At 70.9% G+C, this 25403-nt stretch carries 22 protein-coding genes; 8 read left to right on the forward strand and 14 right to left on the reverse strand.

Annotated features, from left to right (window positions below; all coding sequences use genetic code 11):
• The first annotated feature begins 7 nt into the window (after positions 1-7).
• The 5 genes from ABZ795_RS07760 (at position 8) to mug (ending at position 3676) form a co-directional block, all read left to right on the forward strand.
• Positions 8-928 (forward strand): TIGR04222 domain-containing membrane protein, encoded by a 921-nt coding sequence (locus tag ABZ795_RS07760; RefSeq protein ID WP_357529744.1) that lies wholly within the window; start codon positions 8-10, stop codon positions 926-928.
• Positions 925-1743, forward strand: a complete 819-nt coding sequence (locus tag ABZ795_RS07765; protein WP_327025008.1) for a DUF692 domain-containing protein — start codon at positions 925-927, stop codon at positions 1741-1743. Before ABZ795_RS07760 ends, ABZ795_RS07765 begins: the two co-directional genes overlap by 4 nt.
• Positions 1740-2237: a hypothetical protein gene (locus ABZ795_RS07770; protein ID WP_357529745.1), complete on the forward strand. Its 498-nt coding sequence runs from the start codon at positions 1740-1742 to the stop codon at positions 2235-2237. Before ABZ795_RS07765 ends, ABZ795_RS07770 begins: the two co-directional genes overlap by 4 nt.
• Before the next feature lie 72 nt (positions 2238-2309).
• On the forward strand, positions 2310-3071 hold the full coding sequence (locus ABZ795_RS07775) for an SDR family oxidoreductase (protein WP_357529746.1): 762 nt from the start codon (positions 2310-2312) through the stop codon (positions 3069-3071).
• Between the two features lie 44 nt (positions 3072-3115).
• Positions 3116-3676, forward strand: coding sequence for a G/U mismatch-specific DNA glycosylase (gene mug / locus ABZ795_RS07780; protein ID WP_327027045.1), 561 nt, complete (start codon positions 3116-3118; stop codon positions 3674-3676).
• 104 nt (positions 3677-3780) lie between these two features.
• On the opposite strand, the gene ABZ795_RS07785 is transcribed toward mug, so the two are convergent.
• The 4 genes from ABZ795_RS07785 to ABZ795_RS07800 form a co-directional block, all read right to left on the reverse strand.
• Positions 3781-5748 (reverse strand): ABC transporter ATP-binding protein, encoded by a 1968-nt coding sequence (locus ABZ795_RS07785; RefSeq protein ID WP_327027044.1) that lies wholly within the window; start codon positions 5746-5748, stop codon positions 3781-3783.
• 142 nt (positions 5749-5890) lie between these two features.
• Entirely contained in the window at positions 5891-6658 is a 768-nt protein-coding gene (locus ABZ795_RS07790; protein ID WP_327025005.1) for an enoyl-CoA hydratase/isomerase family protein, read from the reverse strand.
• A 46-nt stretch (positions 6659-6704) separates the two neighbouring features.
• Positions 6705-6932, reverse strand: a complete 228-nt coding sequence (locus ABZ795_RS07795) for a helix-turn-helix domain-containing protein (protein ID WP_007072022.1) — start codon at positions 6930-6932, stop codon at positions 6705-6707.
• Positions 6933-7144: 212 nt separating this feature from the next.
• Entirely contained in the window at positions 7145-8749 is a 1605-nt protein-coding gene (locus ABZ795_RS07800; RefSeq protein ID WP_327025003.1) for an ABC-F family ATP-binding cassette domain-containing protein, read from the reverse strand.
• Between the two features lie 245 nt (positions 8750-8994).
• Between ABZ795_RS07800 and ABZ795_RS07805 the strand changes: the two genes are divergently transcribed.
• Positions 8995-9900 carry a neutral zinc metallopeptidase gene (locus ABZ795_RS07805; RefSeq protein WP_357529747.1) on the forward strand — a complete coding sequence of 302 codons (906 nt, stop codon included), beginning with the start codon at positions 8995-8997 and terminating at the stop codon, positions 9898-9900.
• Between the two features lie 547 nt (positions 9901-10447).
• Here the strand turns inward: ABZ795_RS07805 and ABZ795_RS07810 are convergent.
• Complete coding sequence (locus tag ABZ795_RS07810) at positions 10448-11095, reverse strand: acVLRF1 family peptidyl-tRNA hydrolase (protein WP_357529748.1); 648 nt, start codon at positions 11093-11095, stop codon at positions 10448-10450.
• 197 nt (positions 11096-11292) lie between these two features.
• On the reverse strand, positions 11293-14829 hold the full coding sequence (locus ABZ795_RS07815) for a M12 family metallo-peptidase (protein WP_357529749.1): 3537 nt from the start codon (positions 14827-14829) through the stop codon (positions 11293-11295).
• Between the two features lie 643 nt (positions 14830-15472).
• Here ABZ795_RS07815 and ABZ795_RS07820 point away from each other — a divergent pair.
• The gene (locus ABZ795_RS07820; protein WP_357529750.1) at positions 15473-17341 is read left to right on the forward strand and encodes a S8 family peptidase; all 1869 of its coding nucleotides are present in this window, start codon (positions 15473-15475) and stop codon (positions 17339-17341) included.
• Between the two features lie 94 nt (positions 17342-17435).
• Here the strand turns inward: ABZ795_RS07820 and ABZ795_RS07825 are convergent, their stop codons facing one another.
• The 8 genes from ABZ795_RS07825 to ABZ795_RS07860 form a co-directional block, all read right to left on the reverse strand.
• Entirely contained in the window at positions 17436-17855 is a 420-nt protein-coding gene (locus ABZ795_RS07825) for a metal-sulfur cluster assembly factor (protein WP_357529751.1), read from the reverse strand.
• Entirely contained in the window at positions 17852-18328 is a 477-nt protein-coding gene (gene sufU, locus ABZ795_RS07830; protein ID WP_357529752.1) for a Fe-S cluster assembly sulfur transfer protein SufU, read from the reverse strand. The genes ABZ795_RS07825 and sufU overlap by 4 nt, the downstream gene beginning before the upstream one ends.
• Positions 18328-19632 carry a cysteine desulfurase gene (locus ABZ795_RS07835; RefSeq protein ID WP_357529753.1) on the reverse strand — a complete coding sequence of 435 codons (1305 nt, stop codon included), beginning with the start codon at positions 19630-19632 and terminating at the stop codon, positions 18328-18330. Before ABZ795_RS07835 ends, sufU begins: the two co-directional genes overlap by 1 nt.
• 26 nt (positions 19633-19658) lie before the next feature.
• Positions 19659-20432 (reverse strand): Fe-S cluster assembly ATPase SufC, encoded by a 774-nt coding sequence (sufC, locus tag ABZ795_RS07840; RefSeq protein ID WP_357529754.1) that lies wholly within the window; start codon positions 20430-20432, stop codon positions 19659-19661.
• The gene (locus ABZ795_RS07845; protein ID WP_327024994.1) at positions 20432-20776 is read right to left on the reverse strand and encodes a non-heme iron oxygenase ferredoxin subunit; all 345 of its coding nucleotides are present in this window, start codon (positions 20774-20776) and stop codon (positions 20432-20434) included. The genes sufC and ABZ795_RS07845 overlap by 1 nt, the downstream gene beginning before the upstream one ends.
• Complete coding sequence (gene sufD / locus ABZ795_RS07850) at positions 20776-21918, reverse strand: Fe-S cluster assembly protein SufD (protein WP_357529755.1); 1143 nt, start codon at positions 21916-21918, stop codon at positions 20776-20778. The genes ABZ795_RS07845 and sufD overlap by 1 nt, the downstream gene beginning before the upstream one ends.
• A gap of 77 nt (positions 21919-21995) precedes the next feature.
• Positions 21996-23426, reverse strand: coding sequence for a Fe-S cluster assembly protein SufB (sufB, locus tag ABZ795_RS07855; protein ID WP_357529756.1), 1431 nt, complete (start codon positions 23424-23426; stop codon positions 21996-21998).
• Positions 23423-24151, reverse strand: coding sequence for a transcriptional regulator (locus ABZ795_RS07860; protein ID WP_327027043.1), 729 nt, complete (start codon positions 24149-24151; stop codon positions 23423-23425). Before ABZ795_RS07860 ends, sufB begins: the two co-directional genes overlap by 4 nt.
• Positions 24152-24311: 160 nt before the next feature.
• Here ABZ795_RS07860 and ABZ795_RS07865 point away from each other — a divergent pair, with 160 nt between their 5' ends.
• Positions 24312-25295 carry a COX15/CtaA family protein gene (locus ABZ795_RS07865; RefSeq protein ID WP_357529757.1) on the forward strand — a complete coding sequence of 328 codons (984 nt, stop codon included), beginning with the start codon at positions 24312-24314 and terminating at the stop codon, positions 25293-25295.
• Positions 25296-25403 lie beyond the last annotated feature (108 nt).

The following is a 25403-nucleotide window of genomic DNA, read 5'->3' on the forward strand; positions in this document are numbered from 1 at the left end:
GCCGGCCATGATGGCGCCCACCGCAGAGTTCGACACCTGGGGTGTTCCCAGTCGCACCTTCCTGATCCTCTACCTGCTGGCCACTGTCGTACTGGTCATCGGCGTACTGATCCACCGGCGGCGTACCCTGGCCGGCCGCTCCGCGCCCTCCGCCGATCAGCTCACCCCTGAGCAGGTCGCGTACCTCAACGACGGGCCCGACCGGGCGATCTGGTCCTCGGTCAGCAGCCTGCGCAGCCACCGGGCGCTCGGGGTGCAGGACCGCGGCGCGCTCATCGCCGAAGGCCCGCTACCGGCCGGGGCCACTCCCCTCGACCGCGCGGTGCACTACGCGGCCGGCCAGCACGTCCCCGCCCGACAGTTGCGCTCTACCGAGTGGGTGAGCCGGGCCCTCGACGAGTTGCGCGACGGACTGGCCCGCCACGACCTGTTGGTCGGCTCGGACCGGCGGGCCAGGCTGCGCCTGGGAGCGTTGCTGCTGGCCGCACTGGTGGCGCTCGGGGTCGCCCGCATCGCCGCCGGCGTCGCCAACGACCGTCCGGTGTGGTACCTCGTGTTCATCGTCGGGCCGCTGGCGGTGTTGACCATGATCCTGTTCTTCCGGGTGCCCCGCCAGACCCGGGCGGCCAAGATGGCCCTGCTCGGCCTCCGGCACCGAAACCGCCACCTCGCACCCGCCTCGAAACCGGCGTACACCGTCTACGGCTCGACCGGAGTGGCGATGGCGGTAGCCCTCTACGGCACCGGCACCATCTGGCTGATGGACCCGACCTTCGCCCAACAGGCCGACATCCAACGCCAGGCGATGGCGACCGGGGGCGGCAGTACGGCGGGGGGTTGCGGTGGCGGCGGTTGCGGGGGCGGAAGCGGAAGCAGTGACAGCGGAGGCGGTGGCGGCGGCTGTGGTGGCGGCGGGTGTGGCGGATGACCGGTCCGCAGGGGGTGGGCATCGGCTGGCGGCCCGAGATCGCCGGGTTCGTCGCCGAGCTGCCCGGCCTACGGTTCGTCGAGGTGATCGCCGAGTCGGTGCCCACCGCCGGGCCGCCACCTGAGGCCCTGGTCGAGTTGCGAGAGCGCGGGGTGACGGTCGTACCGCACGGGGTGCGGCTCTCCCTCGGCGGGGCCGAGCCGGTCGAGCCGGCCCGGGTGGCCCACCTGGCGGCGGTCGCCGAACTGCTGGCCGCGCCGCTGGTCAGCGAGCACATCGCCTTCGTCCGGGCCGGCGGAATGGAGGCCGGGCACCTGCTTCCGCTGCCGCGCACCCGGGAGGCGGTCGACGCGGTCTGCGCCAATGTCGCGCGGGCCCAGGCCGAACTGCCGGTGCCGATCGCCCTGGAGCCGATCGCGGCGCTGTTCGACTGGCCGGACGACGAACTGGACGAGGCGGCCTTCCTCAGCGAGATCCTGGCCCGTACGGACGCGCTGCTGCTGCTCGACATCGCCAACGTGCACGCCAACGCCCGCAACCGGGGCACCGACCCGCTGGCCCTGCTGGATCGGCTGCCCCTGGAACGGGTGGCGTACCTGCACGTGGCCGGCGGTGCGGAGCAGGGTGGCTTCTACCACGACACGCACACCGATCCGGTGCCCCCGCCGGTGCTGGAACTGCTAGCCGAGTTGTGCGCGCGACGCCGTCCACCGGCGGTGTTGCTGGAACGCGACGGGCACTACCCGCCCGCCGCCGAACTCCGCGCCGAACTGGACGCCGTGGCCGCCGCCACCGGCTTTCCCCTGGTGACATGAGCGCTCCTCCGGTCGACGGCACGGACTCCACCGGCGAGCTACCGACTCCGGCCACCGGGTCGCTGGCGGCACGGCAGGCGGAACTCGTCGCGGCCCTGGTGGCCGGTGGGCCCCCACCGCCGGGCTTCGCACCGGCCCCGCTGGCCGCCGCCCGAGCCGCCTTGCTGCGCAAACGCGCCGGGGAGGTGGCACGCCACTGGCCCCTGCTGGCCGCCGGGCTGGGCCGGCGATGGCCGGCCGCCTTCGTCGAGTGGGCGGCGGACCGGCCGAACCTCGGTGGTCTACGCGACGGCTGGGAACTGGCCCGCGCGTTACACACCCGCCATGCCCTGCCGGCGCTCGGGGCCGAGGAACTGGCCGCCCGGGAGGCCACCCACCGCTACGACGGCACGACCGCCCCCCGCCACCGCCGGTGGCCCGCCATCGGCCGGGCCGACCGGGCCGTCGCGGTGCAGCTGGCCGGCCGGGTACGCCTGCTCCGCTCGGCCCGGTAGCAGCATCGACGCCCGGCCGGGGGACCCAACCCCGGATGCTTGCCGGGGACCCGCTGCGGCAGGATCGGCGGTATGGATCTGGGATTGACCGACCGGGTGTACGTGCTCACCGGCGCCTCCCGCGGCCTCGGCTACGCCACCGCGCAGTGCCTGGTCGCCGACGGTGCCCGGGTGGTGATCTCGGCCCGGCGTGCCGACGAGGTGGCCGCGGCGACCGCCGCCCTGGGCGGGCCGGACCGGGCGGTCGGCATCACCGCCGATCTGGCCGACCCGACCACCCCCGGCCGGCTGGTGGAGGCCGCGCACCAGCACTTCGGCCGGCTGGACGGGGCCCTGGTGTCGGTGGGCGGGCCCACCCCGGGCAGCGCCGCCTCCATCGAGGACGACCAGTGGCGACACGCCTTCGAGACGGTCTTTCTGGGCAGCGTACGGATGGTGCGGACGGTGGCCACCGCGCTGCCCGAGGGGGGTGCGATCGCTCTGGTGCTCTCCACCTCGGCCCGGGGGCCGGTGCCCGGCCTGGGCATCTCCAACGGCCTGCGACCCGGCCTGGCCGGGGTGGCCAAGGATGTCGCCGACGAGTACGGCCCCCGTGGGGTACGGGTGGTCGGCCTGCTGCCGGGGCGCATCCTCACCGACCGCAACCGGGAACTCTTCGCCGCCAGTGGCGACCCGGAGCGGGCCCGCGCCGAAGCGGAGGCCGGCATCCCGCTGCGGCGCATCGGCGACCCGGTCGAGTTCGGGCGGGTCGCCGCCTTCGTGCTCTCCCCCGCGGCCAGCTACCTCACCGGGATCACCCTCCCGGTCGACGGCGGCGCGCTGCGCGGCCTGTGACCGTCGAACCGCCCGCCGAGGGGGTCACCGAGCCGGGTGCGGCGGTGGCCCCCCGCCCGAATCCGCGCCCCAGCCGGGAGGAACTGGCCGCGGCCGTGGACAAGACCCTGCCGGATGTCATCCGCCCCGGCCTGGAGGTGCTGTTCGTCGGCATCAACCCGGGGCTGTGGTCGGCGGCCACCGGTTGGCACTTCGCCCGCCCGGGCAACCGGTTCTGGCCGGCCCTGCACCGCAGCGGGTTCACCCCCCGCCTGCTGCACCCCAGCGAGCAGGACACCCTGCCCGCACTGGGGCTGGGCATCACCAACATCGTCGCCCGGGCCAGCGCCCGGGCCGACGAGCTGACCGCAGCCGAACTGGTGGCCGGGGCCCGGGAGTTGACCGAGAAGGTGGCCCGGTACCGGCCCCGCTGGGTGGCCGTGGTCGGGGTGACCGCCTACCGGGTGGGGTTCGCCCGACCCAGGGCGACCTTCGGTCGGCAGCCCGAGCCGCTGGCCGACGCCCGGCTCTGGGTGTTGCCCAACCCGAGCGGCCTGAACGCCCACTACACCCCGCAGACCCTGGCCGCCGCCTTCGCCGCCCTCCGCGAAGCGGCCACCGAGTAACCCGCCGGGCCGGTAGCCCGGCGGATCCGCTGGCGGCGGCCGACGGACAGCCAGGCGGGGCTCGGTTGGCGGCGGGCGATCGGGGTGGTAGCCCGCCGGGGTGGTCAGTTGGCGGCGGCGGGCGGCAGGGCTTCGTCGGCCAGGTACTCGCGGGTGGGGATGACGACCGGCTCCGGGTGGGCGGCATCGGCGTACGGGCTGGGCGAGTCGGCCAGCGCGAACTGGGTGCGGTACAGCTCGGCGTAGAGGCCGCCGACCGCGACCAGTTCCTCGTGCCGGCCCCGCTCGACGATCCGCCCCCCGTCCAGAACCAGGATCTGGTCCGCGTCGCGGACGGTGGAGAGCCGGTGGGCGATCACCAGGGCGGTGCGTCCGGTCAGCGCCACCGACAGGGCTCGCTGCACGGCCGCCTCGCTCTCGGAGTCCAGGTGGGCGGTGGCCTCGTCGAGGATGACGATCGAGGGTGCCTTGAGCAGCAGCCGGGCGATGGCGATGCGCTGCTTCTCCCCGCCGGAGAAGCGGTAGCCCCGCTCCCCCACCGTGGTGTCCAGCCCGTCGGGCAGGGATCGGACCAGGTCGGCCACCTGGGCGCCGGCCAGGGCGGCCCACAGTTCCTCGTCGGTGGCGTCGGGCTTGGCGTACCGCAGGTTCTCCGCGATGGTCTCGTGGAACAGGTGGGAATCCTGGGTGACCACGCCGATCTCGTCGCGCAGGGAGGGCAGGGTGGCGTCCCGCACGTCCACCCCACCGACCAGCACCTGCCCGTCGGTGACGTCGTAGATGCGGGAGATCAGCATGGACAGGGTGGACTTGCCGGCACCGGAGGGGCCGACAAGGGCCACCATCTGACCCGGCTCGACCGTGAACGAGACGCCCTTGAGCACCGGGTCGTTGATCGTCCGGTCCAGGGTGGCGACCTCCTCCAGGGAGGCCAGCGAGATCTCCGCCGCGCTCGGGTAGCGGAACCGCACGTCGCGGAACTCCACCTTGCCCGCGCCCTTGGGCACCGGCACCGCGTCGGGTCGTTCGGTGATCGCCGGCTTCAGGTCGAGCACCTCGAAGACCCGGTCGAAGGAGACCAGGGCGCTCATCACGTCCACCCGGACGTTGCTCAGCGCGGTCAGCGGACCGTAGAGCCGGGTGAGCAGCAGCGCGAGGGTGACCACCGTGCCGGCGCTGACGTCACCCCGGACCGCCAGCCAGCCACCCAGGCCGTAGGTGAGTGCCTGGGCCAACGAGGCCACCAGCATCATCGCCACGAAGAAGGTCCGGGAGTACATCGCCGACTGGATGCCGATGTCGCGTACCCGCTCGGCGCGGCGGGCGAACCGGTCGGCCTCGGCCTCCGGCCGGCCGAACAGCTTGACCAGCAGCGCGCCCGACACCCCGAACCGCTCGGTCATGGTGGCGTTCATCTTGGCGTCCAGGTTGTACGACTCGCGGGTGATCTCGGCCAGCCGCCGCCCGACCCGGCGGGCGGGGATGATGAACACCGGCAGCAGCACCAGCGACAGCGCGGTGATCTGCCAGGACAGGGTGAACATCACCGCGGCGGTGAGCAGCAACTGGATCACGTTGCTGACCACCCCGGACAGGGTCGAGGTGAAGGCCCGCTGGGCGCCCAGCACGTCGTTGTTGAGCCGGCTGACCAGGGCACCGGTCTGGGTGCGGGTGAAGAACTGCAGCGGCATCCGCTGCACGTGGTCGTAGACCCGGGTACGCAGGTCCAGGATGATGCCCTCGCCGATGCGCGCCGAATACCACCGTTGGGCCAGCGAGAGCAACGCGTCGGCGACGGCCAGCCCGGCGATGAACAGGGCCAGCCGGATCACCACGGACCCACCCTCGGGGCCGCCCCGGGTGATGGCGTCGATCACGTCACCGGCCAGCAGCGGGGTGGCCACCCCGATCACCGCTGCGACGATCACCGTCAGCAGGAACACGATGATGTCGCGGCGGTAGGGCTGGGCGAACGCGACGATCCGCCGGGCCACCCCCCGCTTGAGGCGGTGGGTGGAGATCTCGTCGCGACTGCGCATCGACCGGAGCATGCCCCAACCGCCGCTGGCCATGTGGTTGGACAAGCGTCACCTCCGGGTCGTCACTGGCGATCGAATCGTCAGTCGATCTGCCGTCGGGTCAATTCTCCCGATGCCTACGACAACCTCGTAAGTAACCCGGTACTTCCCGATCGGTCCTTACTATTCTCGTCGACTATTCGCCGCGCCCGGTGAGATCACGCAACCGTCGGGTCTGCGCCTCCCGTTCGGCCCGCTGCTGCTCGGCGTGGCTTCGGCCGCCCGCCCCGGCGAGCAGGGCCTTGATCTCCACGACCGCGTTACGGTCGTTGGCGAGCAGGCCCGCGGCGAGGTCGCGTACCGCGCCGTCAAGCTCGTCGTTGGGCACCACCAGGGTGGCCAGGCCGATACGGTCCGCCTCGGCGGCGTCCATCCGCCGGCCGGTGGCGCAGATCTCCAGCGCCCGGCTGTAGCCGACCAACTCGACCAGGCGTTTGGTGCCGGCCAGGTCCGGCACCAGCCCGATGGTCGCCTCGGCCATGGACAGCTTGGCGTCCGTGGCCAGTACCCGCAGGTCGCAGGCGAGGGCCAACTGGAAGCCGGCACCGATGGCGTGCCCCTGCACGGCGGCGATGGAGATGATGTCCGGCCGGTGCAGCCAGGTGAAAGCGGCCTGGTAACCGGCGATCTGGTCGGCGCACTCCGACTCCGGCAGGGCGGCCAGCTCGGCGAAGGAGTCCGGGCCGGAGGCGCCGGCTGTCGACAGGTCCAGTCCCGCCGAGAACGCCCGCCCCTCCCCACGGAGGATCACGACGCGTACATCGCCGGGCAGGACCCGGGAGAATTCGCTCATCGCGCGCCACATCGCCGGGGTCTGCGCGTTGAGCACGTCGGGCCGGCACAGGGTGACTGTGGCCACCGGCCCGTCGCATTCCAGCCGGACCCCGGTCGCCTCGGCGGTCACCGGGCGGCCCGGGTCACGGCGATGGTGGGCGCCGTGGACCGGCGCGTCACGCCTTCTTCCGGCGCCGAGCGCCGCCGCGCTGCCGCAGCTGCACCCCGGACTCGGTGAGTACCCGGTGGATGAATCCGTAGGAACGGCCGGTTGAGGCCGCGAGAGCACGAATGCTCTCTCCCCCGGTGTACCGCTTGACGAGGTCCTTGGCGAGCGTCTGACGCTCGGCTCCGACGATCCGGCGACCCTTCTCAGTGCTGGTGGCTGTGCCCGTGGCTGCCATGCTGTGTCCTCACGTCCCAGACTGTGCGGTTCGGATACGGTCCCACCTATTAGACCGTCTCGAACGATCATGCGCCAGATATCAACTATTCGCCAACCGACACGCTATGCAATGTCAGCTTCCCGATAGGTGACGCCAGCCAGGGCAGCACCAGCTCACCCACCCCTCGGCCGCGAACTCCGACGATCACCTGCCGCAGTGATCCAGTTACGCTACGCCAGTTCGACGAGTTCCAGGAGGTCGTCGCTCCAGGCGTCCTCGTCGCCGTCCGGCAGCAGGATGGCGCGGTCCGGCTTGAGCGCCAGCACGGCGCCCGGGTCGTGAGTGACCAGGACGATCGCGCCGGGATAGCGGGCGATGGCGTCGAGAACCTGTTCCCGGCTGACCGGGTCCAGGTTGTTGGTCGGCTCGTCGAGCAGCAGCACGTTGGCGCCGGAGCAGACCAGGGTGGCCAGGGCCAGTCGGGTCTTCTCCCCGCCGGAGAGCACCCCGGCGGGCTTGTCCACGTCCTCGCCGGAGAAGAGGAAGGCCCCGAGGATCTTGCGCAGCTCGGTGTCGGTCTGCTCGATCGACGCGGCCCGCATGTTCTCCAGTACGGTCCGGGTCACGTCCAGGGTCTCGTGCTCCTGGGCGTAGTAGCCCAGCCGCAGCCCGTGCCCGGGGTGCACCTCGCCGGTGTCCGGCTCCAGCAGACCCCCGAGCATCCGCAGCAGGGTCGTCTTGCCGGCGCCGTTGAGCCCGAGGATGGCCACCCGGGAACCCCGGTCCACCGCCACGTTGACGTCGGTGAAGATCTCCAGGGACCCGTACGACTTGGACAGGCCGGTCGCGGTCAGCGGGGTCTTGCCGCAGGGGGCCGGGGCGGGGAAGCGCACCTTGGCCACCTTGTCGGAGACGCGTACCTCCTCCAGGCCGGACATCAGCCGCTCGGCCCGGCGGGCCATGTTCTGCGCGGCGACGGTCTTGGTGGCCTTGGCCCGCATCTTGTCCGCCTGGGCCATCAGTGCGCCGGCCTTCTTCTCGGCGTTGGCCCGCTCCCGGCGGCGACGCCGCTCGTCGGTCTCCCGCGCCTCCAGGTACGCCTTCCAGCCCAGGTTGTAGACGTCGACCACGGACCGGGTGGCGTCGAGGAACCAGACCTTGTTGACGACCGATTCCAGCAGGTCACCGTCGTGGGAGATGACCACCAGCCCGCCCTTGTGGTTGGCCAGGAAGCCGCGCAGCCAGGTGATCGAGTCGGCGTCGAGGTGGTTGGTGGGCTCGTCGAGCAGCAGGATGCCGCCGCCGTTGTCACCGGCGTCGCGGAACAGGATCCGGGCCAGTTCGATGCGGCGGCGCTGACCGCCGGAGAGGGTGCCGATGGTCTGGGCCAGGGCCCGGTCGGGCAGGCCCAGGTTGGCGCAGATCCGGGCCGCCTCGGCCTCGGCGGCGTACCCACCCAGGGCGGCGAACTGGTCCTCCAGCGCGCCGTAGCGGCGGACCAGCTTCTCGTCACCGCCGTCGGCGAGCTTGGCCTCCAGCTCCTGCATGCCGGCCATCAGGACGTCCAGGCCCCGAGCGGAGAGCACCCGGTCGCGGCCGGTGACCTCCAGATCGCCGGTACGCGGATCCTGCGGCAGATAGCCGACCGGGCTGCGCCGGTCGACCTGCCCGGCGTACGGCTGACCCTCTCCGGCCAGCACCTTCAGCGTGGTGGTCTTGCCGGCACCGTTGCGGCCGACCAGGCCGATCCGGTCACCGGGCTGCACCCGCAGGGTGGTGTCGGACAGCAGGATCCGGGCGCCGGCGCGCAGTTCCAGGCCGCTGGCAGTGATCATGTCGGGGTACTCGCTCTCGGGATCCGGAGGGCTGACTCAGGGCACACGAAAGCGCCGGCGGATCTCGGTGACCCGTCGGCGCGGGGCGTTCAGCCTTCGCAGAGCAGCACGGCGACAAGTGTACCGGGCCCCGCTGGATGGGCACCGGGGATTATCAACCAAGATCGTCGGGTACCGGATCGCCCACCGGGGCCTGTCTCCGGCACCGCGACCATCAAACTGATCACCGACCGATCGGGGTCATCATGGAGCTGAACGAGAACGCCCGCATCGACACCAGCCAGATCGACGACCGGCGGGGCAGCGGAGGCGGAGGCGGCGGGATGGGCATCCCCCTCCCGACCGGCGGCGGGCGCGGCGGCATCGTCGGGATCGTCATCGCCGTCCTGGTGGCCCTGGTCGGCGGCGGTTTCGGCCTGAACGCGATGACCGGCGAGGAGGGCGACAACACCGCGCTGGAGCAGCGCTGCGAGGCCCCGGACGCGTTGGAGCACCTGGACTGCCGCAACAACCTGTACGTCAACTCGATCCAGGCGTACTGGCGTACCGCCCTGCCGGAGGCCTTCGGCGAGCAGTACCGGCCCACCCGTACGGTCTTCTTCGACCAGGCCGTCAACACCGCCTGCGGCTCGGCCGACTCCGGGGTCGGACCCTTCTACTGCCCGGCCGACTCCCTGGTCTACATCGACCTGAGCTTCTACGAGGTGCTGGCCGGGCAACTCGGCGCCACCGGCGAGTTCGCCCAGCCGTACGTGCTGGCCCACGAGTACGGCCACCACGTGCAGAACCTGCTCGGCACCAACGAGCAGGTCCGCCGCGCCCAGCAGCGCGACCCGGGAGCGGCCAACGAGCTGTCCGTACGGCTGGAGTTGCAGGCCGACTGTTTCGCCGGCGCCTGGGCCAAGAACGCCACCGGCACCGCCGACGAGCAGGGTCAGAAGATCTTCACCAGCATCACCGAGCGGGACATCGCCGAGGCCATCGACACCGCCGAGGCGATCGGCGACGACGCCATCTCCGAGCGGGCCAACCGGCCGGTGAACCCGGACGAGTTCACCCACGGCTCCTCGGCCGACCGCAAGCGCTGGTTCAACCGGGGCTACGAAAGCGGCGACCCGGCCTCCTGCGACACCTTCAGCGGCGCGGTCTGACATCTGGGGTGGGGGTGTCGAACGGTGTCCGACACCCCCACTGAACCAGCTATGCGACGGCAGGAAGTGAGCCGAACTTCAGCCGACGAAGGTCTTCGACATAGACGAAGCTCTTGCCATCCGGTGACGAACTGGGATGGTACGCCTCCTCACCATCCGCCGCCGCAGACCGACGTGGGAGCAGCTTGATCCAGAACACGTTCCCCGGACAGCTGTGTCGACTGCTGCCGCCACACTGCCTGCCGTTGGATGCCTCTTCCCGCAGGAAGTACACCCACCCGTCGCTCGACCAGACCGGATCGGTAACCGTGACGTACACGATCGAGGGTGGCCACTGGCACCCGCCGGACACCGCGAGGATCAGCAGAGCCAACGGAGCAGCCAGGAAGGCCCGTCATTTCTCGATGCGCGTCTGCCGTAGCCGCCGTCCAGTTCGTGGCACGCCTCAACCCCCGGTTCGATCATGGCAAGCCAGCCGTCACGGGTACACAGCGAGGCCACCCTCATCTTCCGCCGTTCCAGCAGAATCGCCGCCGTCGTTGTGCGGTCAGGCGGGGTCGCGGACGAGGATGCGGACCGCGCGGGCGGCGATGGCCGCGTCCTGCAGCACCGCGTACCGGGGCTCGGGAACGTCGAGCAGCCGCTCGGCGCGCAACCCGGCCAGCGGAGCGAGTCTGCGGTCAGCGAGAATGCCGTCCACCGTCCGCCGGTCACCGCCGACGACCAGCGCGGCCAGGCGGTCGGCCTCCGGCAACAGCAGCCGCACCGCCAGGTCCGCCGCCTCGCCCAGGGCCGCCTTCGCCTGGTTGTCCCGCCGCCGCGCGAAGCGCTGCTGCGACCAGCCACCGGCGGCGGTACGCCCCTGCACGTACCGGGTGTCCACCTTGTGCACCGGCAACTGTTCCCCCTCGGCTATGCCGACGGCCACCGCGCCCTTGCGGGCCAGCAGCAGCCCGATCCGGCGGGGCGCGACGGCCTGCGCGGCGAAGGTCTCCAGATCCGGTGTCGCGGGCGCGCCGGGCGGGGTGTGCAGCTCGGCGGTGGCACCGTCCGGTGCCGACAACAGCAGGCCGTACTCCTCGATCGTGGTGGACGGCGGGCCGTGCCGTTCGGCGAAGCCGGCGACCCAGCGGGTCAGGCGGGGCGGGTCGACCTCGACCCACCGGCCCCCTCCGGCGGCGGGTCGACTGCTCATGCCCCGACCGTACGACACCGGGCGGCGGCCCCGGCGCGCGGGACGGCCCCCGACACCGCCGGGCACGCCGAACTCCACGCCGAGACACCGGCCTGAGGGCCGTGGCCGCCTGCCAGGCCGGGCCGGCACGCCGGCCGGAAAACGGTAACGCGGGAGGACACCTGAGGTGGTGTCCTCCCGCGTCAGTCACCTGTCGGTCAGTGCACCGTGAGGTTGCCGCCGGTCAGGTTGACCTCGCCGGTCCCCGTGCCCGTCCAGTCGGACGAGGAGAGCAGGACACCGCCCTGCCACAGGGTGAGCCCGACGGAGTCGTTGCGCCCGGGGGCGCCCCGGTCGGTCACCGTCACCGCCAGCGTCAGGCCGCTGGCGACCAGCTTGCCCTTGCTGTCGTACAGGCTGGCCTGGTAGCGCAGGTCGGCCCGGTTGCCCGCGGAGGTGATCCCACCGCCGGCGACCGTGGTGGCCTTGATCGTGTAGGTCTTGCCGCCGGAGCGGAACTCGATGTCGGCCTTGCCGGAGGCGGCCTTCTTGCTCGTGGCCGGCTTGGCGTTCAGCTCCACCGAGACCTTCGAGTTCCGGTCGGCCGGGTAGGCCCCGGCGGACCGACCGGCGGTGAAGTGGCCACCACCGGTGAGGAAGCCGCCGTCGGAGACGGCCACCCGCACCGTGGCGGTGGTGCTGCCGGTGTAGTGGCCGCCGACCGTCGCGGTGACGGTGTGGGTGCCCGCCGGCAGGGTGGCCGTGCAGGCCGCCGAGCCGGTGGTGGTGGCCGTGCCGAGCAACTGCACCGCAGCGGTGCAGAGGGTCGCACCGCTCGCGGTGAAGGTGACCGTGGCGTTGCGCAGGTCGCCGGCGGTGGTGTCGGTCGTCGACGGGAGCACCGAGCTGTCCCGCAGGACGGCCCGCAGCAGGGCGCTGCCGGCGGCACCGCTGGTGGCGGTGCTCACCAGGGTGTCCCCGGCCCAGGTGGCCGCCGCGTTCTCCGGGGTCACCCGGATGGTGAAGGCGGTGCTGCCGACCAGGCCGGAGCCGTCGGTCACGGTGACGGTGACCGGGTAGTCACCCGGTGCCGCCGCAGTGGTGCCGGTGACCGTCCAGGTGCGGGTGCCGGGTCGGGTGTCCGCACCGGAGGTGGCGCCCACGGTCAGCACCAGACCGGCCGGCAGGCCGGTGGCGGAGGCGGTGAGCGCCGAACCGGCGGTGTCGCCGTCGGTCGCCCGGATCGTCACCGTCGGCGCGAGCGCGTCGCTGTACTGCACGCTGACCCCGCCGGCCGGGGCGTCGTGGGACACCTCGGGCGCAGACCGGATGGTGAACTCGGCGTCGTTGACGGCGAAGAAGACGTTGCCGACCGCCTCGATCTTGATCCGGGCCTTGTCGGTGGCCACGTTCGGCAGGTTCACCGTCGCGGTACCGGTGTTCGGGGTGCTCTCGGCCAGCACGTACGGGAAGGTCTCGCCACCGTTGACCGACAGCGTGATCTTCACGTTGCCGGTGTTCACCGGTGCCGCGTCGGTGCCGGCGACGTCCCAGGTCACGGCCTGCGCCGAGCCACCGTCGACGGTGGTGGCGGCGGCCTGCGAGGTGACCAGGAACGGCCCGGCGTCCGGCGCCAGGGTCAGCGCGACGTTGGCGCTGCCGACGCCGCCACCGCCGAGGCGACCGTCACGGGCGGTGAGCTTGAAGTTCAGCGTACGGTCGTTGTTGAAGCCGACCCAGTCGCGGGTGGGCAGGAACTCCGAGTAGCAGTCCAGGATCTCCGGCGGGACGTTCGAGGCGCTACCGCTGGTCGGCGGGGCCGGAGCGGTCGGGCAGGCACCAGTCTTGGCGTTGGTGTTGCCCACCAGGATCTGCGACATGTCCGGGAAGACCCGGGTGGAGTTCGTGGTCACCGCGTTCTGGCCCGGCGAGTGGTACTTCAGCGCGTCCTCCGGGGACACCCACGCCGGCTCGCCGAAGACCCGGAACAGCGGGCCGTTGGTCTTGGTGTTGTTCATCAGCGCGGTACCGGCGCTGCCGCCCCGGTCGTTCTGCTCCCACAGGTAGGTGAGTGTGTCACCGTCGACGTCGGTGGCGCTGCCGGTGAGGGCGAACGGGGTACGCACCGGGATGGTGACGTTGGCCGGCACGGTGACCACAGGAGCGTGGTTGGCGGTCTGCTCGACCAGGTACCCACCGTTGTCGATGGCACCACCCTTGGCGGTCTCGCCGACGAAGCCGGTGACCTCGTTGAGGTTGGTCAGGGTGAGCGGGGCGACGTTGGTGGCGGCCAGGGCGCCGGTGAAGGTGACCTGGAAGCCGGTGTCGTTGAGCGCGCCGCTGCCACCGAAGGCGGCCACGTTGACCGTGGCCCCCGCCGGCCAACCGGCGATGGACTCGATCGCCGCCTTGATCCCGGCGGTGGTGTAGTTGACCCCGCGCACGATCGGCGCCGAGTCGACGCCACCGTAGTTGACGGTGAACGAGTCACCGTCGGTGTCGAAGCCGATCAGCGACACCGTCTGCACCTCGTTGATGGCCGGCCGGTTCGCGGTCACGAAGTTCGTGATCTCGGTGAAGGTGCGGTGCGACCAGTACGGGTCGGTGTGCGGCTGGAGGTTGTCCTGCCGGCAGATGCCGGCGTACGCCATGATCGACGAACCGCTGCCCGGCTCGTACGAGTTGGCAGCGCTGCGGTTGCCACCGGAGCAGTTGTGCTGGTTGCCGTTGAAGGTGTGGTTGCCGGCGAACTGGTGACCGATCTCGTGTGCCACGTAGTCGACCGCGAAGTAGTCACCGACCGGGTTCGGCAGGCCGGTGCAGCCACGGGCCTTGCCGTCGCCGCCGACCACGCCGAGACCGGCGATGCCGCCGCCGCTGAGGCCGAGGCCGATGTGGCCGACGTCGTAGTTGCTGGCACCGATGATCTGGCCGAGCACGATCCGGTTGCGGTTCAGCAGGCCGCCGCTGCACCCGGCGACCTGGGCCGGGGTGTAGCACGGCGCCGAGCCGCACGGGCCGTTCGGCTCGGTGGCCAGGGCCGGGGTGTTCAGGTTGGTCTTGTCAGTGTCGTTGACCAGGACGAGCCGGATGGCGGTCTCGTCCTCGTAGATCTGGTTCACCCGGTTGATCAACGTCACCTTCGCCGCGGTCACGTTCTCCGCACCGAAGTAGTTGGCGTACGTCGGGTCGGTGACGAACGCGAGGCGGTAGGTGCGCAGGTTCACTCGCGGGCCGGCCACCGGCTCGTCGAGCGCCTCGTGGATCTCGTCGTGCAGGGCGTGGGCCGCCGTCTCGACGTCCTCCCGCTCGACGAAGTCGCCGTGCCGGTCCTCCAGGTCCCGGGCGAAGTAGCTCGCGTACAGGCTCTGGTCGCGCTCGTAGAGGGGGTCGATGTACCAGGCGCCTTCGGCCGAGCGGATCGAGGCGTGGAAGCCGAGCGGGGTGAGGTCCGCCCGGATCGTCGCGGTCGGGTCGTCCAGGCCCTTACCCGCGTACGTGGTGATCTCCGGATGCTTGGCGGCCAGGCCGGCCTCCATCACCGGCGACTTGACCAGCTCGAAGCGCTGGAAGGTGCCATCCGGCGCGGGCAGTGACACCACCTTCTTGAGCTGGCGCAACGCCCGGCGGTTCTCCGTCGGGGCCTGGTCCAGCACGCCCTTGATGCCGGCACGGTCGAGAGTGTAGGCACTGAGCCGCTTCGCCTTGATCGCGGCCGCTCGGCCGGACTTGGTCGCGGCGGGCTTGCCGTCCACCTTCCGCCACGGTCCCTCGGCAGAGGGTGCTGCGGAAGCGGGCGCCGGTGCCGCCAGGACCGGCAGCAACGCCGCGGTCATCACGGTTGCCAGGAATGCGGCCAGTCGACCACGGCGTGACCGGCCGTGGATCGACCGACCACCCGATGGGTGGGTGAGGGGGGTCCTCAAGTCAGCTCCCTGTTGATGGAGGGGTGAGACCGACCACGCCTGCCCGGGTCCACGGGACAGGCGTGAATGATCTACGGATCTGACAGCACCCTAAGCGGACAGCGAGAGTCAAACATCCCCTGAACAGGGCAGAAACTGGCCGCCAGTCCACCTGCTACCCGCCGGGCCGCAGCATCGGGAGCGGACCACCCTATGTGGAGCCTCTGCGTCGACCAGCTTCGACGCAAGACCAAAACGCTTGCATCGCGTAAACCTTTCGGACGGCGATGGCAATCGCCGTGATTTCTATCGTGTTAACGGCTGCCGACCGGAGATCCTGGATGACAACCGACCCAGAGTACGGGACAGGCAAGCTAAATCACATATCTAAATCTCTAGATGTTTTGGCCTTAGCATCCATGTCAGCCAGTTCCACAGTCACCGGTGGGCCTGTCACAAACAGGCTGGCCGTGCATCGGAAAGGAGGCGGGAGATGATCTTCTCCCGGCCACCCCGGCGCCTCGGGCGCCTCGGACTCACCGCCACTGCGGCGCTCACCACCCTGGCGTTCGCCGCACCAGCGAACGCCGAACCGGCGCAGGGTCGGATCATGCACGCCGACGACCGAAGCGCCGTCGCCGGCTCGTACATCGTCGTGCTGAAGGACAGTGCGGTGAGCCGGGCACAGGTCGGGGCGACCGCCAAGTCGCTCGCCGACAAGCACGGCGGCAGCGTCGCCCGTACCTACCGCGACGCGCTACGCGGCTTCGAGGTGCGGCTGTCCGAGCGGGCCGCCAAGCGGCTGGCCGCCAACCCCTCCGTCGAGTACGTCCAGCAGAACCGCACCGTATCGATCGCCGGCACCCAGTCCCCCACCCCCTCCTGGGGTCTGGACCGCGTCGACCAACGGGCCCTGCCGCTGAACAACAGCTTCACCTACCCCAACGACGGCACCGGTGTCACCGCGTACATCATCGACACCGGAATCCGGTTCTCCCACTCCGACTTCGGCGGGCGGGCGGTCACCGGATTCGACGCCATCGACGGCGGCAGTGCCGACGACGGCAACGGGCACGGCACCCACGTGGCCGGCACGGTCGGCGGCACCGCGTACGGAGTGGCCAAGGGAGTCACCCTGGTCGGCGTACGCGTCCTGGACAACAGCGGCGGCGGCACCTACGCGCAGGTGATCGCCGGCATCGACTGGGTCACCGCAGACCACCAGCCGGGCGAGCCCGCGGTGGCCAACATGAGCCTCGGCGGCGGCTACGACCAGGCCACCAACGACGCGGTCAACCGTTCCATCGCCGACGGCGTGGTCTACTCCATCGCGGCCGGCAACAGCAGCGCCAACGCCTGCAACTACTCGCCGGCCAGCACCCCGGCCGCGATCACCGTCGGCGCCACCACAAACACCGACGCCCGCGCCAGCTACTCCAACTTCGGCACCTGCCTGGACATCTTCGCCCCGGGCAGCAGCATCACCTCGGCCTGGATCGGCAGCGACACCGCGACCAACACCATCAACGGCACCTCGATGGCGGCCCCACACGTCGCCGGGGCGGCGGCCCTGGCGTTGGCCGCCAACCCCGGCTACACCCCGCAGCAGATCCGCGACCTGCTGGTCAACGACGCCACCAACAACGTGGTGACCAACCCCGGCACCGGCTCACCGAACAAGCTGCTCTACACCGGCAACATCGTGCCGCCCACCCAGGACTTCGGCCTCACGCTCACCCCGGGTGCCGGCGCCGTCGCCCCGGGCGGGTCGACCACGGTCACGGTCAACACCACCACCACGGTCGGTACGCCGCACAGCGTCGCGCTGAGCGTCAGCGGCCTGCCGGCCGGGGTGACCGCCGGCTTCAGCCCGGCCGCCGTCACCTCCGGTGGCACCGCCACGCTGACCCTGAGCACCGCCGCCACGACCGTGCCCGGTCTCTACACGCTGACCGTGGTCGGCACCGGACCGGAGACCTCGCAGGGCGCCACCTTCGCCCTCACCGTGAACGGTCCGCCCGGCTGCACCCAGACCAATGCCACCGACCACCCGATCAACGACAACGCCACAATCGAGAGCACCGTCGTGATCCACGGATGCGGACGCAACGCCAGCGCCACCAGCATCGTCGAGGTACGCATCTACCACACTTGGATCGGTGACCTGACCGTGTCGCTCATCGCCCCGGACGGCACCGCGTACGTGCTGCACAACCGCACCGGCAGCAGCGCCGACAACATCTTCCAGACCTACACCCGGAACCTGTCCGGCAAGGCCGCCAACGGTGCCTGGAAGCTGCGGGTCCAGGATTCCGCCTCCCTGGACACCGGCTACCTGGACAGCTGGGGGTTGACCCTGTGACCTGACCCGACGCCGTGTCCGCGACTGACCTGCGGACAGCACAGCGCCCGGAAATCCGGCCATCAGCCGGCTCTCCGGGCGCTGGTGCGTACGCTCAGACGTTGAAGCCGAGGGAGCGGAGCTGGTCCCGACCCTCGTCGGTGATCTTGTCGGGGCCCCACGGCGGCAGCCAGACCCAGTTGATCCGAATGTCGTTGACCAGACCCCCACCCGGGCCGGTGGTCAGCGCCTGGCGGGCCTGGTCCTCGATCACGTCGGTGAGCGGGCAGGCCGCCGACGTCAGGGTCATGTCCAGGGTGGCCACGTTCTCGTCGTCGACGTGCACCCCGTACACCAGGCCGAGGTCGACCACGTTGATGCCCAACTCCGGGTCGACGACGTCCTTCATGGCCTCCTCGACGTCGGCGACGGCGGCCTTGCTGCGCGCTGCCGGCGTGACACCGTCGGCGGCGGGGGTCGCGGCGGGCTCGGTCGCCACGGCGCCCGACTCCGGCGTGCTGGTTTCCTCGGTCATGCCTTCACCTCCGTCGGGCTCGCGCCCACACCGGCGCGTGCCGCGGCGTCCTTGAACGCCATCCACGGCAACAACGCGCACTTGACCCGGGCGGGATAGCGGGCTACGCCCTCGAACGCCACCCCGTCGCCGAGCACCTCCTCGTCCGGCGTGACCTGGCCACGGCCGGACATCAGCGCCACGAACGCCTCGTGCACCTGGAATGCCGCCCCCGCCTCCCGGCCGGTCAGCAACTCGTGCAGCACGCTCGCGGACGCCTGGCTGATCGAACAGCCCATCCCGTCGTACGACACGTCGTGCAGCACCTCGCCGTCGGTGGCCACCCGGACGGTCACCTCGTCACCGCAGGTGGGGTTGACGTGGTGCGCCTCGGCCACCCGGTCGGTCGGCTCCACCGGGTCGCGCAGCCCCCGCCCCTGCGGGTGCTTGTAGTGATCCAGGATGATCTCCTGGTAGAGCGATTCAAGCTGCATCAGCCGAATACCTTCCGCACCTGCTCCAGGCCCGCCACCAGGGCGTCGATCTCCTCCGTGGTGGTGTAGAGGTAGAACGAGGCCCGGGTCATCGCCGGCACCCCGAACCGGGTGCAGACCGGCCGGGCACAGTGGTGACCCACCCGCACCTGCACCCCCAGGGAGTCGAGCACCTGCCCGACGTCGTGCGGATGCACGTCGCCGAGGGCGAAGGAGATCGTGCCACCCCGGCCCACCGGCACCTCCGGGCCGAAGATCCGCAGGCCGGGCACGCTACCCAGAGCATCCAGGGCGTACGCGGTCAACTGCTTCTCGTGCCACTGGATGGCCCGCATGTCCAGCGCGGTGAGGTAGTCCACGGCCGCGCCCAGGGCGACCGCCTCGGCGATCGGCGGGGTGCCCGCCTCGAACCGGGTCGGCGGCGCGGCGAAGGTCGAGCCGGCCAGGCTCACCGTCTCGATCATCGAGCCGCCGCCGAGCACCGGCGGCATCGCGGCGAGCAGTTCCCCCCGCCCCCACAGCACCCCGATGCCGGTCGGACCACACATCTTGTGCCCGGTGAAGACGATGAAGTCCGCGTCCAGGTCGACCACGTCGATCGGCATGTGCGGCACGGACTGCGAGCAGTCCCACAGCAGCAGCGCGCCGACCTCACGCACCCGGGCGGTGATCCGCGCGGTGGCGTTGACCGTGCCGAGGATGTTGGACATGTGCACCAGCGAGACGATCTTCGTCCGCTCGGTGACCAGCTCCGTCAACCCCGACTCGTCCAGCCGGCCCTGCTCGGTGACCGGGAACCAGCGCAGCGTCGCGCCGGTGCGCTCGGCCAGCAACTGCCACGGCACGATGTTCGAGTGGTGCTCCATCTCCGAGATGACGATTTCGTCACCGGGGCCGAGCCGGAACCGAGGGTCGGCGTCCGGGCGCAGCGAGGCGTTGGAGAAGGCGTACGCCACGATGTTGATCGCCTCGGTGGAGTTCTTGGTGAACACCACCTCGTCGACGCTGGGCGCGTTGACGAAGCCGGCGACCTTCGCCCGAGCCGCCTCGTATCCCTCGGTGGCCTCGGTGCCCAGTGTGTGCACCGACCGGGACACGTTGGCGTTGTGCCGCTCGTAGTGTTCGCGCAGCACGTCGAGCACCTGACGCGGCTTGTGCGAGGTGTTGGCGCTGTCGAGGTAGACCAGCGGATGGCCGTTGATCTCCCGACCCAGGATCGGGAAGTCGGCGCGTACCGCCGCCACGTCGAAGCGCGGTACGTCGTCGTACTGCGGCATCCCCGGCGGGATCGCGATGGTGGTCATCGTCGTGACCAGCCTTTCCTTGGAGGTCAGGCCCGCGCCGAACCGGCCCCGGCCGCGTACCGCTCGTAGCCTTCTTCCTCGAGCTTGTCGGCCAGCTCCGGGCCGCCCTGCTCGACGATCCGGCCGGCCACGAAGACGTGCACGAAGTCCGGCTTGATGTAGCGCAGGATCCGGGTGTAGTGGGTGATCAGCAGCAGGCCGGTGTCGCCGGTGTCGCGCACCCGGTTCACGCCCTCGCTGACCACGCGCAGCGCGTCGACGTCCAGGCCGGAGTCGGTCTCGTCGAGGATGGCGATCTTCGGCTTGAGCAGCTCCAGCTGCACGATCTCGTGCCGCTTCTTCTCACCACCGGAGAAGCCCTCGTTGACGTTGCGCTGGGCGAAGGCCGGGTCCATGTGCAGGCGCTCCATCGCCCCGCGCAGCTCACCGCCCCAGGTACGCAGCTTCGGCGCCTCGCCGTCGATCGCGGTCTTGGCGGTACGCAGGAAGTTCGCCACCGACACGCCCGGCACCTCGACCGGGTACTGCATGGCCAGGAAGAGACCGGCGCGGGCCCGCTCGTCGACGGAGAGTTCCAGCACGTCGACACCGTCGAGGGTCACCGAACCGCCGGTGATCTCGTACTTCGGGTGCCCGGCGATCGAGTACGCCAGGGTCGACTTGCCAGAGCCGTTCGGGCCCATGATGGCGTGGGTCTCGCCGGAGCGGACGGTCAGGTCGACACCGGCCAGGATCGGCTTGAGCTCACCCTCGGGCAGCTTGACCGACACCTGCAGGTCACGGATCTCCAGGGTGCTCATTATCGGGTCACTCCATTGCTCGGCTGCGGGCGGCCGTCGTCGCCCACGGGAAGGTAGATGTCGCCGTCGCGGACTTCGACGGGGTAGACAGGAACGGGTTCGGTCGCGGGCAGGCCGGTCGGCTCGCCGGTACGCAGATCGAAGCGGGAGCCGTGCAGCCAGCACTCCAGCGTGCAGCCGGACACCTCGCCCTCGGAGAGGGCCACGGCGGCGTGCGAGCACTCGTCGTGCACGGCGTAGAACCGGTCGTCCTCACCGTGCACCAGAGCGATCTGGGTGCCCTCGACGTCGGCGCTGATCGCGGTGCCCTTCGGCAGATCCTCGACCGCACAGATCCGGATCATCAGGCGCCCGCCTTGGCCAGCCGCGCCTCGATGGCCTCCCCCAGCCGCTCGCGCAGCTCCTCGACCGGGATCTTGTTCAGCAGCTCGGCGAAGAAGCCCCGCACCACCAGGCGACGGGCCTCGGCCTCCGGGATGCCCCGGGCCATCAGGTAGAACAGCTGCTCGTCGTCGAAACGGCCGGTGGCGCTGGCGTGGCCGGCGCCGGCGATCTCGCCGGTCTCGATCTCCAGGTTCGGTACGGAGTCCGCCCGGGCACCGTCGCTGAGCAGCAGGTTCCGGTTGATCTCGTATGTGTCGGTGCCGGTGGCCTCGGCCCGGATCAGCACGTCACCCACCCAGACCGTACGGGCGCTGTCACCCTGCAACGCGCCCCGGTAGCCGACGTAGCTGCGGCAGTCCGGCACGGTGTGGTCGACCAGCTGACGGTGCTCCAGGTGCTGGCCGGAGTCGGCGAAGTAGACCCCGTACAGCTCGGCCTCGCCACCCCGGTCGGTGTACTCCACCGTGGTGTACTGCCGGACCAGGTCACCGCCGAGGGTCACCTGCACGTGCAGCACCCGGGCGTCGCGGCCCAGCTTCACCTTCAGGTGCTGGGCCTGCACGGCGTCGTCGGCCCAGTCGGCGACCGTGACCAGGGTCAGCTTCGCCCCGTCCCCGACGGTCACCTCGACGTTGTCGGCCAGGGTCGCCGAGCCCACCTGCTCCAGCACCAGGATCGCCTCGGCGAACCGGCCCACCTCGACGAAGGTGTGCCCGAAGGCCACCCCCTCGCTGCCCTCGCCGACCACCCGCAGCAGGGCCGGACCGCTGATCACCGCGTCCTGGGCCACCCGCACCAGCAGGGCCTGCGCGAAGCCGCCGTAGGCCAGCGCGCTGACCCGGTCGACGGGGGTCAGCACGCTACCGACCCGCTGGTCGTCGCGGCTGATCCGCTCCACCGTCACGCCCTCGGGCAGGTCGGCGTACTCGTGCCGGACCGTGCCGGTGGCGACCCGGTCGTCGCCGACCAGAGCGCGCAGCCGCTTGAGCGGGGTGAAACGCCACTCCTCCTCCAGGCCGGTCAGGGCCGGGAAGTCGGCGACGTCGTACGAGCGCAGCGCCTGCGACTTGGTGGTCGGCGGCGCGGAAGCCTGGATAGTCATCTCGTCCTTGGTCTGTTCTTGCGACGACGGTGAAGGTGCTGGGATGGCGGGCCGGAGGTACCGGCCCGCCGGGCGGGTCAGCCGACCGCGCCCTCCATCTGCAGCTCGATCAGGCGGTTGAGCTCCAGGGCGTACTCCATCGGCAGTTCCTTGGCGATCGGCTCGATGAAGCCACGCACGATCATCGCCATCGCCTCGTCCTCGCTCAGGCCCCGGCTCATCAGGTAGAAGAGCTGGTCCTCGCTGACCTTGGAGACGGTGGCCTCGTGCCCCATCGAGACGTCGTCCTCACGGATGTCGACGTACGGGTAGGTGTCCGAGCGGGAGATGGTGTCCACCAGCAGGGCGTCGCACTTGACCGTGCTGGCGCTGCTGTGCGAACCCTCCAGCACCTGCACCAGGCCCCGGTACGAGGTCCGGCCGCCGCCCCGGGCGATCGACTTGGACACGATGGTGCTGCTGGTGTGCGGCGCCGCGTGCACCATCTTGGCCCCGGCGTCCTGGTGCTGCCCCTCGCCGGCCATGGCCACCGAGAGCACCTCGCCCTTGGCGTGCTCGCCGGTCATGTAGACCGCCGGGTACTTCATGGTCACCTTGGAGCCGATGTTGCCGTCGATCCACTCCATGGTCGCGCCCTCGTGGCACACCGCGCGCTTGGTGACCAGGTTGTAGACGTTGTTCGACCAGTTCTGGATGGTGGTGTAGCGGCAGCGGGCGTTCTTCTTGACGATGATCTCGACGACCGCGCTGTGCAGGGAGTCCGAGGAGTAGATCGGGGCGGTGCAGCCCTCGACGTAGTGCACGTAGGCACCCTCGTCGACGATGATCAGGGTCCGCTCGAACTGGCCCATGTTCTCGGTGTTGATCCGGAAGTAGGCCTGCAGCGGGATCTCCACGTGCACGCCCTTCGGCACGTAGATGAACGAGCCGCCGGACCACACGGAGGTGTTCAGGGCGGCGAACTTGTTGTCGCCGACCGGGATCACCGTGCCGAAGTACTCCTTGAAGATGTCCTCGTGCTCCTTGAGGGCGGTGTCGGTGTCCAGGAAGACGACACCCTGCTCCTCCAGGTCCTCGCGGATCTTGTGGTAGACCACCTCGGACTCGTACTGCGCCGCGACCCCGGCGACCAGCCGCTGCTTCTCCGCCTCCGGGATGCCCAGCTTGTCGTAGGTGTTCTTGATGTCCTCGGGCAGGTCCTCCCAGCTGGTGGCCTGCTTCTCGGTGGACCGGACGAAGTACTTGATGTTGTCGAAGTCGATCCCGGTAAGGTCGGCGCCCCAGGCCGGCATGGGCTTGCGCTCGAACAGCCGCAGGCCCTTCAGCCGCAGGTCGAGCATCCAGGCCGGCTCGTTCTTCTTGGCCGAGATGTCCCGCACCACCGCCTCGTTGAGGCCACGCTGGGCCGCAGCCCCGGCGACGTCCGGGTCGGCCCAGCCGTATTCGTAGTTGCCCAGGGCGGCTAGCTGCTCCTCCTGGGTCAGGGGCTGGACGATCTGCTCGGTCATCTATCTGTCCTCACAGTGGTGACGGTCATACCGGACTGGGCAGGCGGCGAACCGGGAATGTGCGTGGTGCACACCCCGTCACCGTGCGCGATGGTGGCCAGGCGCTGCACGTGCGTGCCGACCAGGCGGGAGATCACCGTGGTCTCGACCTCGCACAGCGCGGGAAACTCGGCGGCCACGTGTGCCACCGGGCAGTGGTGCTGGCAGAGCTGGCCGCCGGAGGCGATCGTGGACGCACTGGCAGCGTAACCCTCGGCCGTCAGCGCGGCGGCGAGTGCCTCCGCGCGGGCCATCGGGTCGTCCCCGGCGTCGGCCAGGGCCGCCCGGCAGCGGGCCTCCAGGGCGGCCACCTGCTCGGCGGCGAACTGCTCCACCGCCTCCGGTCCCCCGGTACGCGCGATCCAGCGCAGCGCGGCGGTGGCCATGTTGTCGTAGTGGTGGGTGCCACAGCGGCTACGGGCGGCGTCCGTCAGCAGGAAGACCTTGGCCGGTCGGCCCCGTCCCCGGTGACCGCGTACGGTCTGCTCGCGGGCGATCACGTCGCCGTCGGCGAGCATCGCGTCGAGGTGCCGGCGGATCGCCGCCGGGCTGAGCCCCAGCGCGCCGCCCAGTTGGGCCGCGGTGGCGGCGCGGCGCTCCAGCAGCAGCTGGGTGACCCGGTCGCGGGTCGACAGGTCGGCGCTGGAAGCACCCTCGCCGGCCGGGCGGGCGGAGGCGGGCGGCACCGTACGACCGGCGGCCGAATCGCCCGCCGGCGGGTGCTCAGGGAGCCCTGCCGCCTTTTTCACAACGCCCACGTTACGTAATTCAACCAGGCCCTGCAAACGGGGTACCGGTGATCCGAACCACCGATCGGGCGGAGTCACCCGATCGGGAACAACTACGGTGCGTAGGATTCGCTCCGTGAAGCCACCTGCCCGGTTCTCGGTCTCCACCACGCTGCTCCGCCGCCTGGCGTTCGCCAACATCGTCGCCAACGTGGTGATCGTCGTCACCGGCGGGGCGGTCCGGCTGACCGCCTCGGGCCTCGGCTGCCCCACCTGGCCCAGGTGCACCGATGATTCGTACACCACGACCGCCGAGATGGGCATGCACGGGGTGATCGAATTCGGCAACCGGCTGCTGACCTTCGTCCTGGTGGCGATCGCCGGTGCCACCCTGCTGGCCGTCCTGGCGCACCGCCCGCGTCGAAGGGGCGCGCTGTCCCTCGCGCTGGGCGTCGTGCTGGGCATCGTGGCGCAGGCCGTGATCGGCGGCATCACCGTACGCACCCAGCTGCACCCCTCGGTCGTCGGCATCCACTTCGTGGTCTCGATGCTGCTGCTGCTCGTCTCGTACGCCCTGTGGCGGCAGGTGCGCGAACCCGAGGGCCCGAAGGTCGCCCTGGTCCCCCCGGCGCTGCGGACCCTGACCTGGATCACGGTCGTGGTCAGCGCGGCGGTGATCATCGTCGGGGTGCTGGTCACCGGCAGCGGCCCGCACGCCGGTGATGCCGACGCGGTCCGCAACGGCCTGGACCCGCAGGCCATCTCCCAGGTGCACGCCGACCTGGTCTTCCTGCTGATCGGCCTGACCGTCGGCCTGTGGCTGGCGCTGCGCGCCCTCGGCGCCCCGGCCGGGGCGGTACGGGCCGCCCGCACCCTGCTGCTGGTCGAGCTGGCCCAGGGCGTGATCGGCTTCGTGCAGTACTTCACCAACCTGCCGGTGCTGCTGGTCGGCGCCCACATGCTCGGCTCCTGCCTGGTCTGGCTGGCCACCCTGTCGGTGCTCTGGTCGATCCGGGAACGTCGCCCGATCGCCCCCGACCCCACCGCCCCGCACACCCGGACCGGCACACCGACCCAGGAGCCGGCGGCCGCGAGCGCCTGACCCGCCCCAGCGCCGAGCCTCGGCCCAGCGCTGGAACCGCCGCAAGATCACGCTCGATGCCGGATCGAGTGGCTTCGGTCGCGAGGAAGGCCACTCGATCCGGGATCG

Origin of the sequence: Micromonospora sp. NPDC047134 (assembly GCF_040643455.1) — a bacterium.
In the GTDB taxonomy this organism is placed as follows: domain Bacteria; phylum Actinomycetota; class Actinomycetes; order Mycobacteriales; family Micromonosporaceae; genus Micromonospora.

Excerpts from the sequence above, each read along its gene's own strand:
- ABZ795_RS07800 (WP_327025003.1), bottom strand. The coding sequence starts at position 8,749 with ATGATCACTGCCAGCGGCCTGGAACTGCGCGCCGGCGCCCGGATCCTG.
- ABZ795_RS07805 (WP_357529747.1), top strand. The coding sequence starts at position 8,995 with ATGGAGCTGAACGAGAACGCCCGCATCGACACCAGCCAGATCGACGAC.
- sufB (WP_357529756.1), bottom strand. The coding sequence starts at position 23,426 with ATGACCGAGCAGATCGTCCAGCCCCTGACCCAGGAGGAGCAGCTAGCC.
- ABZ795_RS07825 (WP_357529751.1), bottom strand. The coding sequence starts at position 17,855 with ATGACCGAGGAAACCAGCACGCCGGAGTCGGGCGCCGTGGCGACCGAG.
- ABZ795_RS07765 (WP_327025008.1), top strand. The coding sequence starts at position 925 with ATGACCGGTCCGCAGGGGGTGGGCATCGGCTGGCGGCCCGAGATCGCC.
- ABZ795_RS07820 (WP_357529750.1), top strand. The coding sequence starts at position 15,473 with ATGATCTTCTCCCGGCCACCCCGGCGCCTCGGGCGCCTCGGACTCACC.
- sufC (WP_357529754.1), bottom strand. The coding sequence starts at position 20,432 with ATGAGCACCCTGGAGATCCGTGACCTGCAGGTGTCGGTCAAGCTGCCC.
- sufU (WP_357529752.1), bottom strand. The coding sequence starts at position 18,328 with ATGCAGCTTGAATCGCTCTACCAGGAGATCATCCTGGATCACTACAAG.
- ABZ795_RS07785 (WP_327027044.1), bottom strand. The coding sequence starts at position 5,748 with ATGGCCAGCGGCGGTTGGGGCATGCTCCGGTCGATGCGCAGTCGCGAC.
- ABZ795_RS07795 (WP_007072022.1), bottom strand. The coding sequence starts at position 6,932 with ATGGCAGCCACGGGCACAGCCACCAGCACTGAGAAGGGTCGCCGGATC.
- ABZ795_RS07760 (WP_357529744.1), top strand. The coding sequence starts at position 8 with ATGATGGCGCCCACCGCAGAGTTCGACACCTGGGGTGTTCCCAGTCGC.
- sufD (WP_357529755.1), bottom strand. The coding sequence starts at position 21,918 with ATGACTATCCAGGCTTCCGCGCCGCCGACCACCAAGTCGCAGGCGCTG.
- ABZ795_RS07835 (WP_357529753.1), bottom strand. The coding sequence starts at position 19,632 with ATGACCACCATCGCGATCCCGCCGGGGATGCCGCAGTACGACGACGTA.
- ABZ795_RS07775 (WP_357529746.1), top strand. The coding sequence starts at position 2,310 with ATGGATCTGGGATTGACCGACCGGGTGTACGTGCTCACCGGCGCCTCC.
- ABZ795_RS07845 (WP_327024994.1), bottom strand. The coding sequence starts at position 20,776 with ATGATCCGGATCTGTGCGGTCGAGGATCTGCCGAAGGGCACCGCGATC.
- ABZ795_RS07770 (WP_357529745.1), top strand. The coding sequence starts at position 1,740 with ATGAGCGCTCCTCCGGTCGACGGCACGGACTCCACCGGCGAGCTACCG.
- ABZ795_RS07810 (WP_357529748.1), bottom strand. The coding sequence starts at position 11,095 with ATGAGCAGTCGACCCGCCGCCGGAGGGGGCCGGTGGGTCGAGGTCGAC.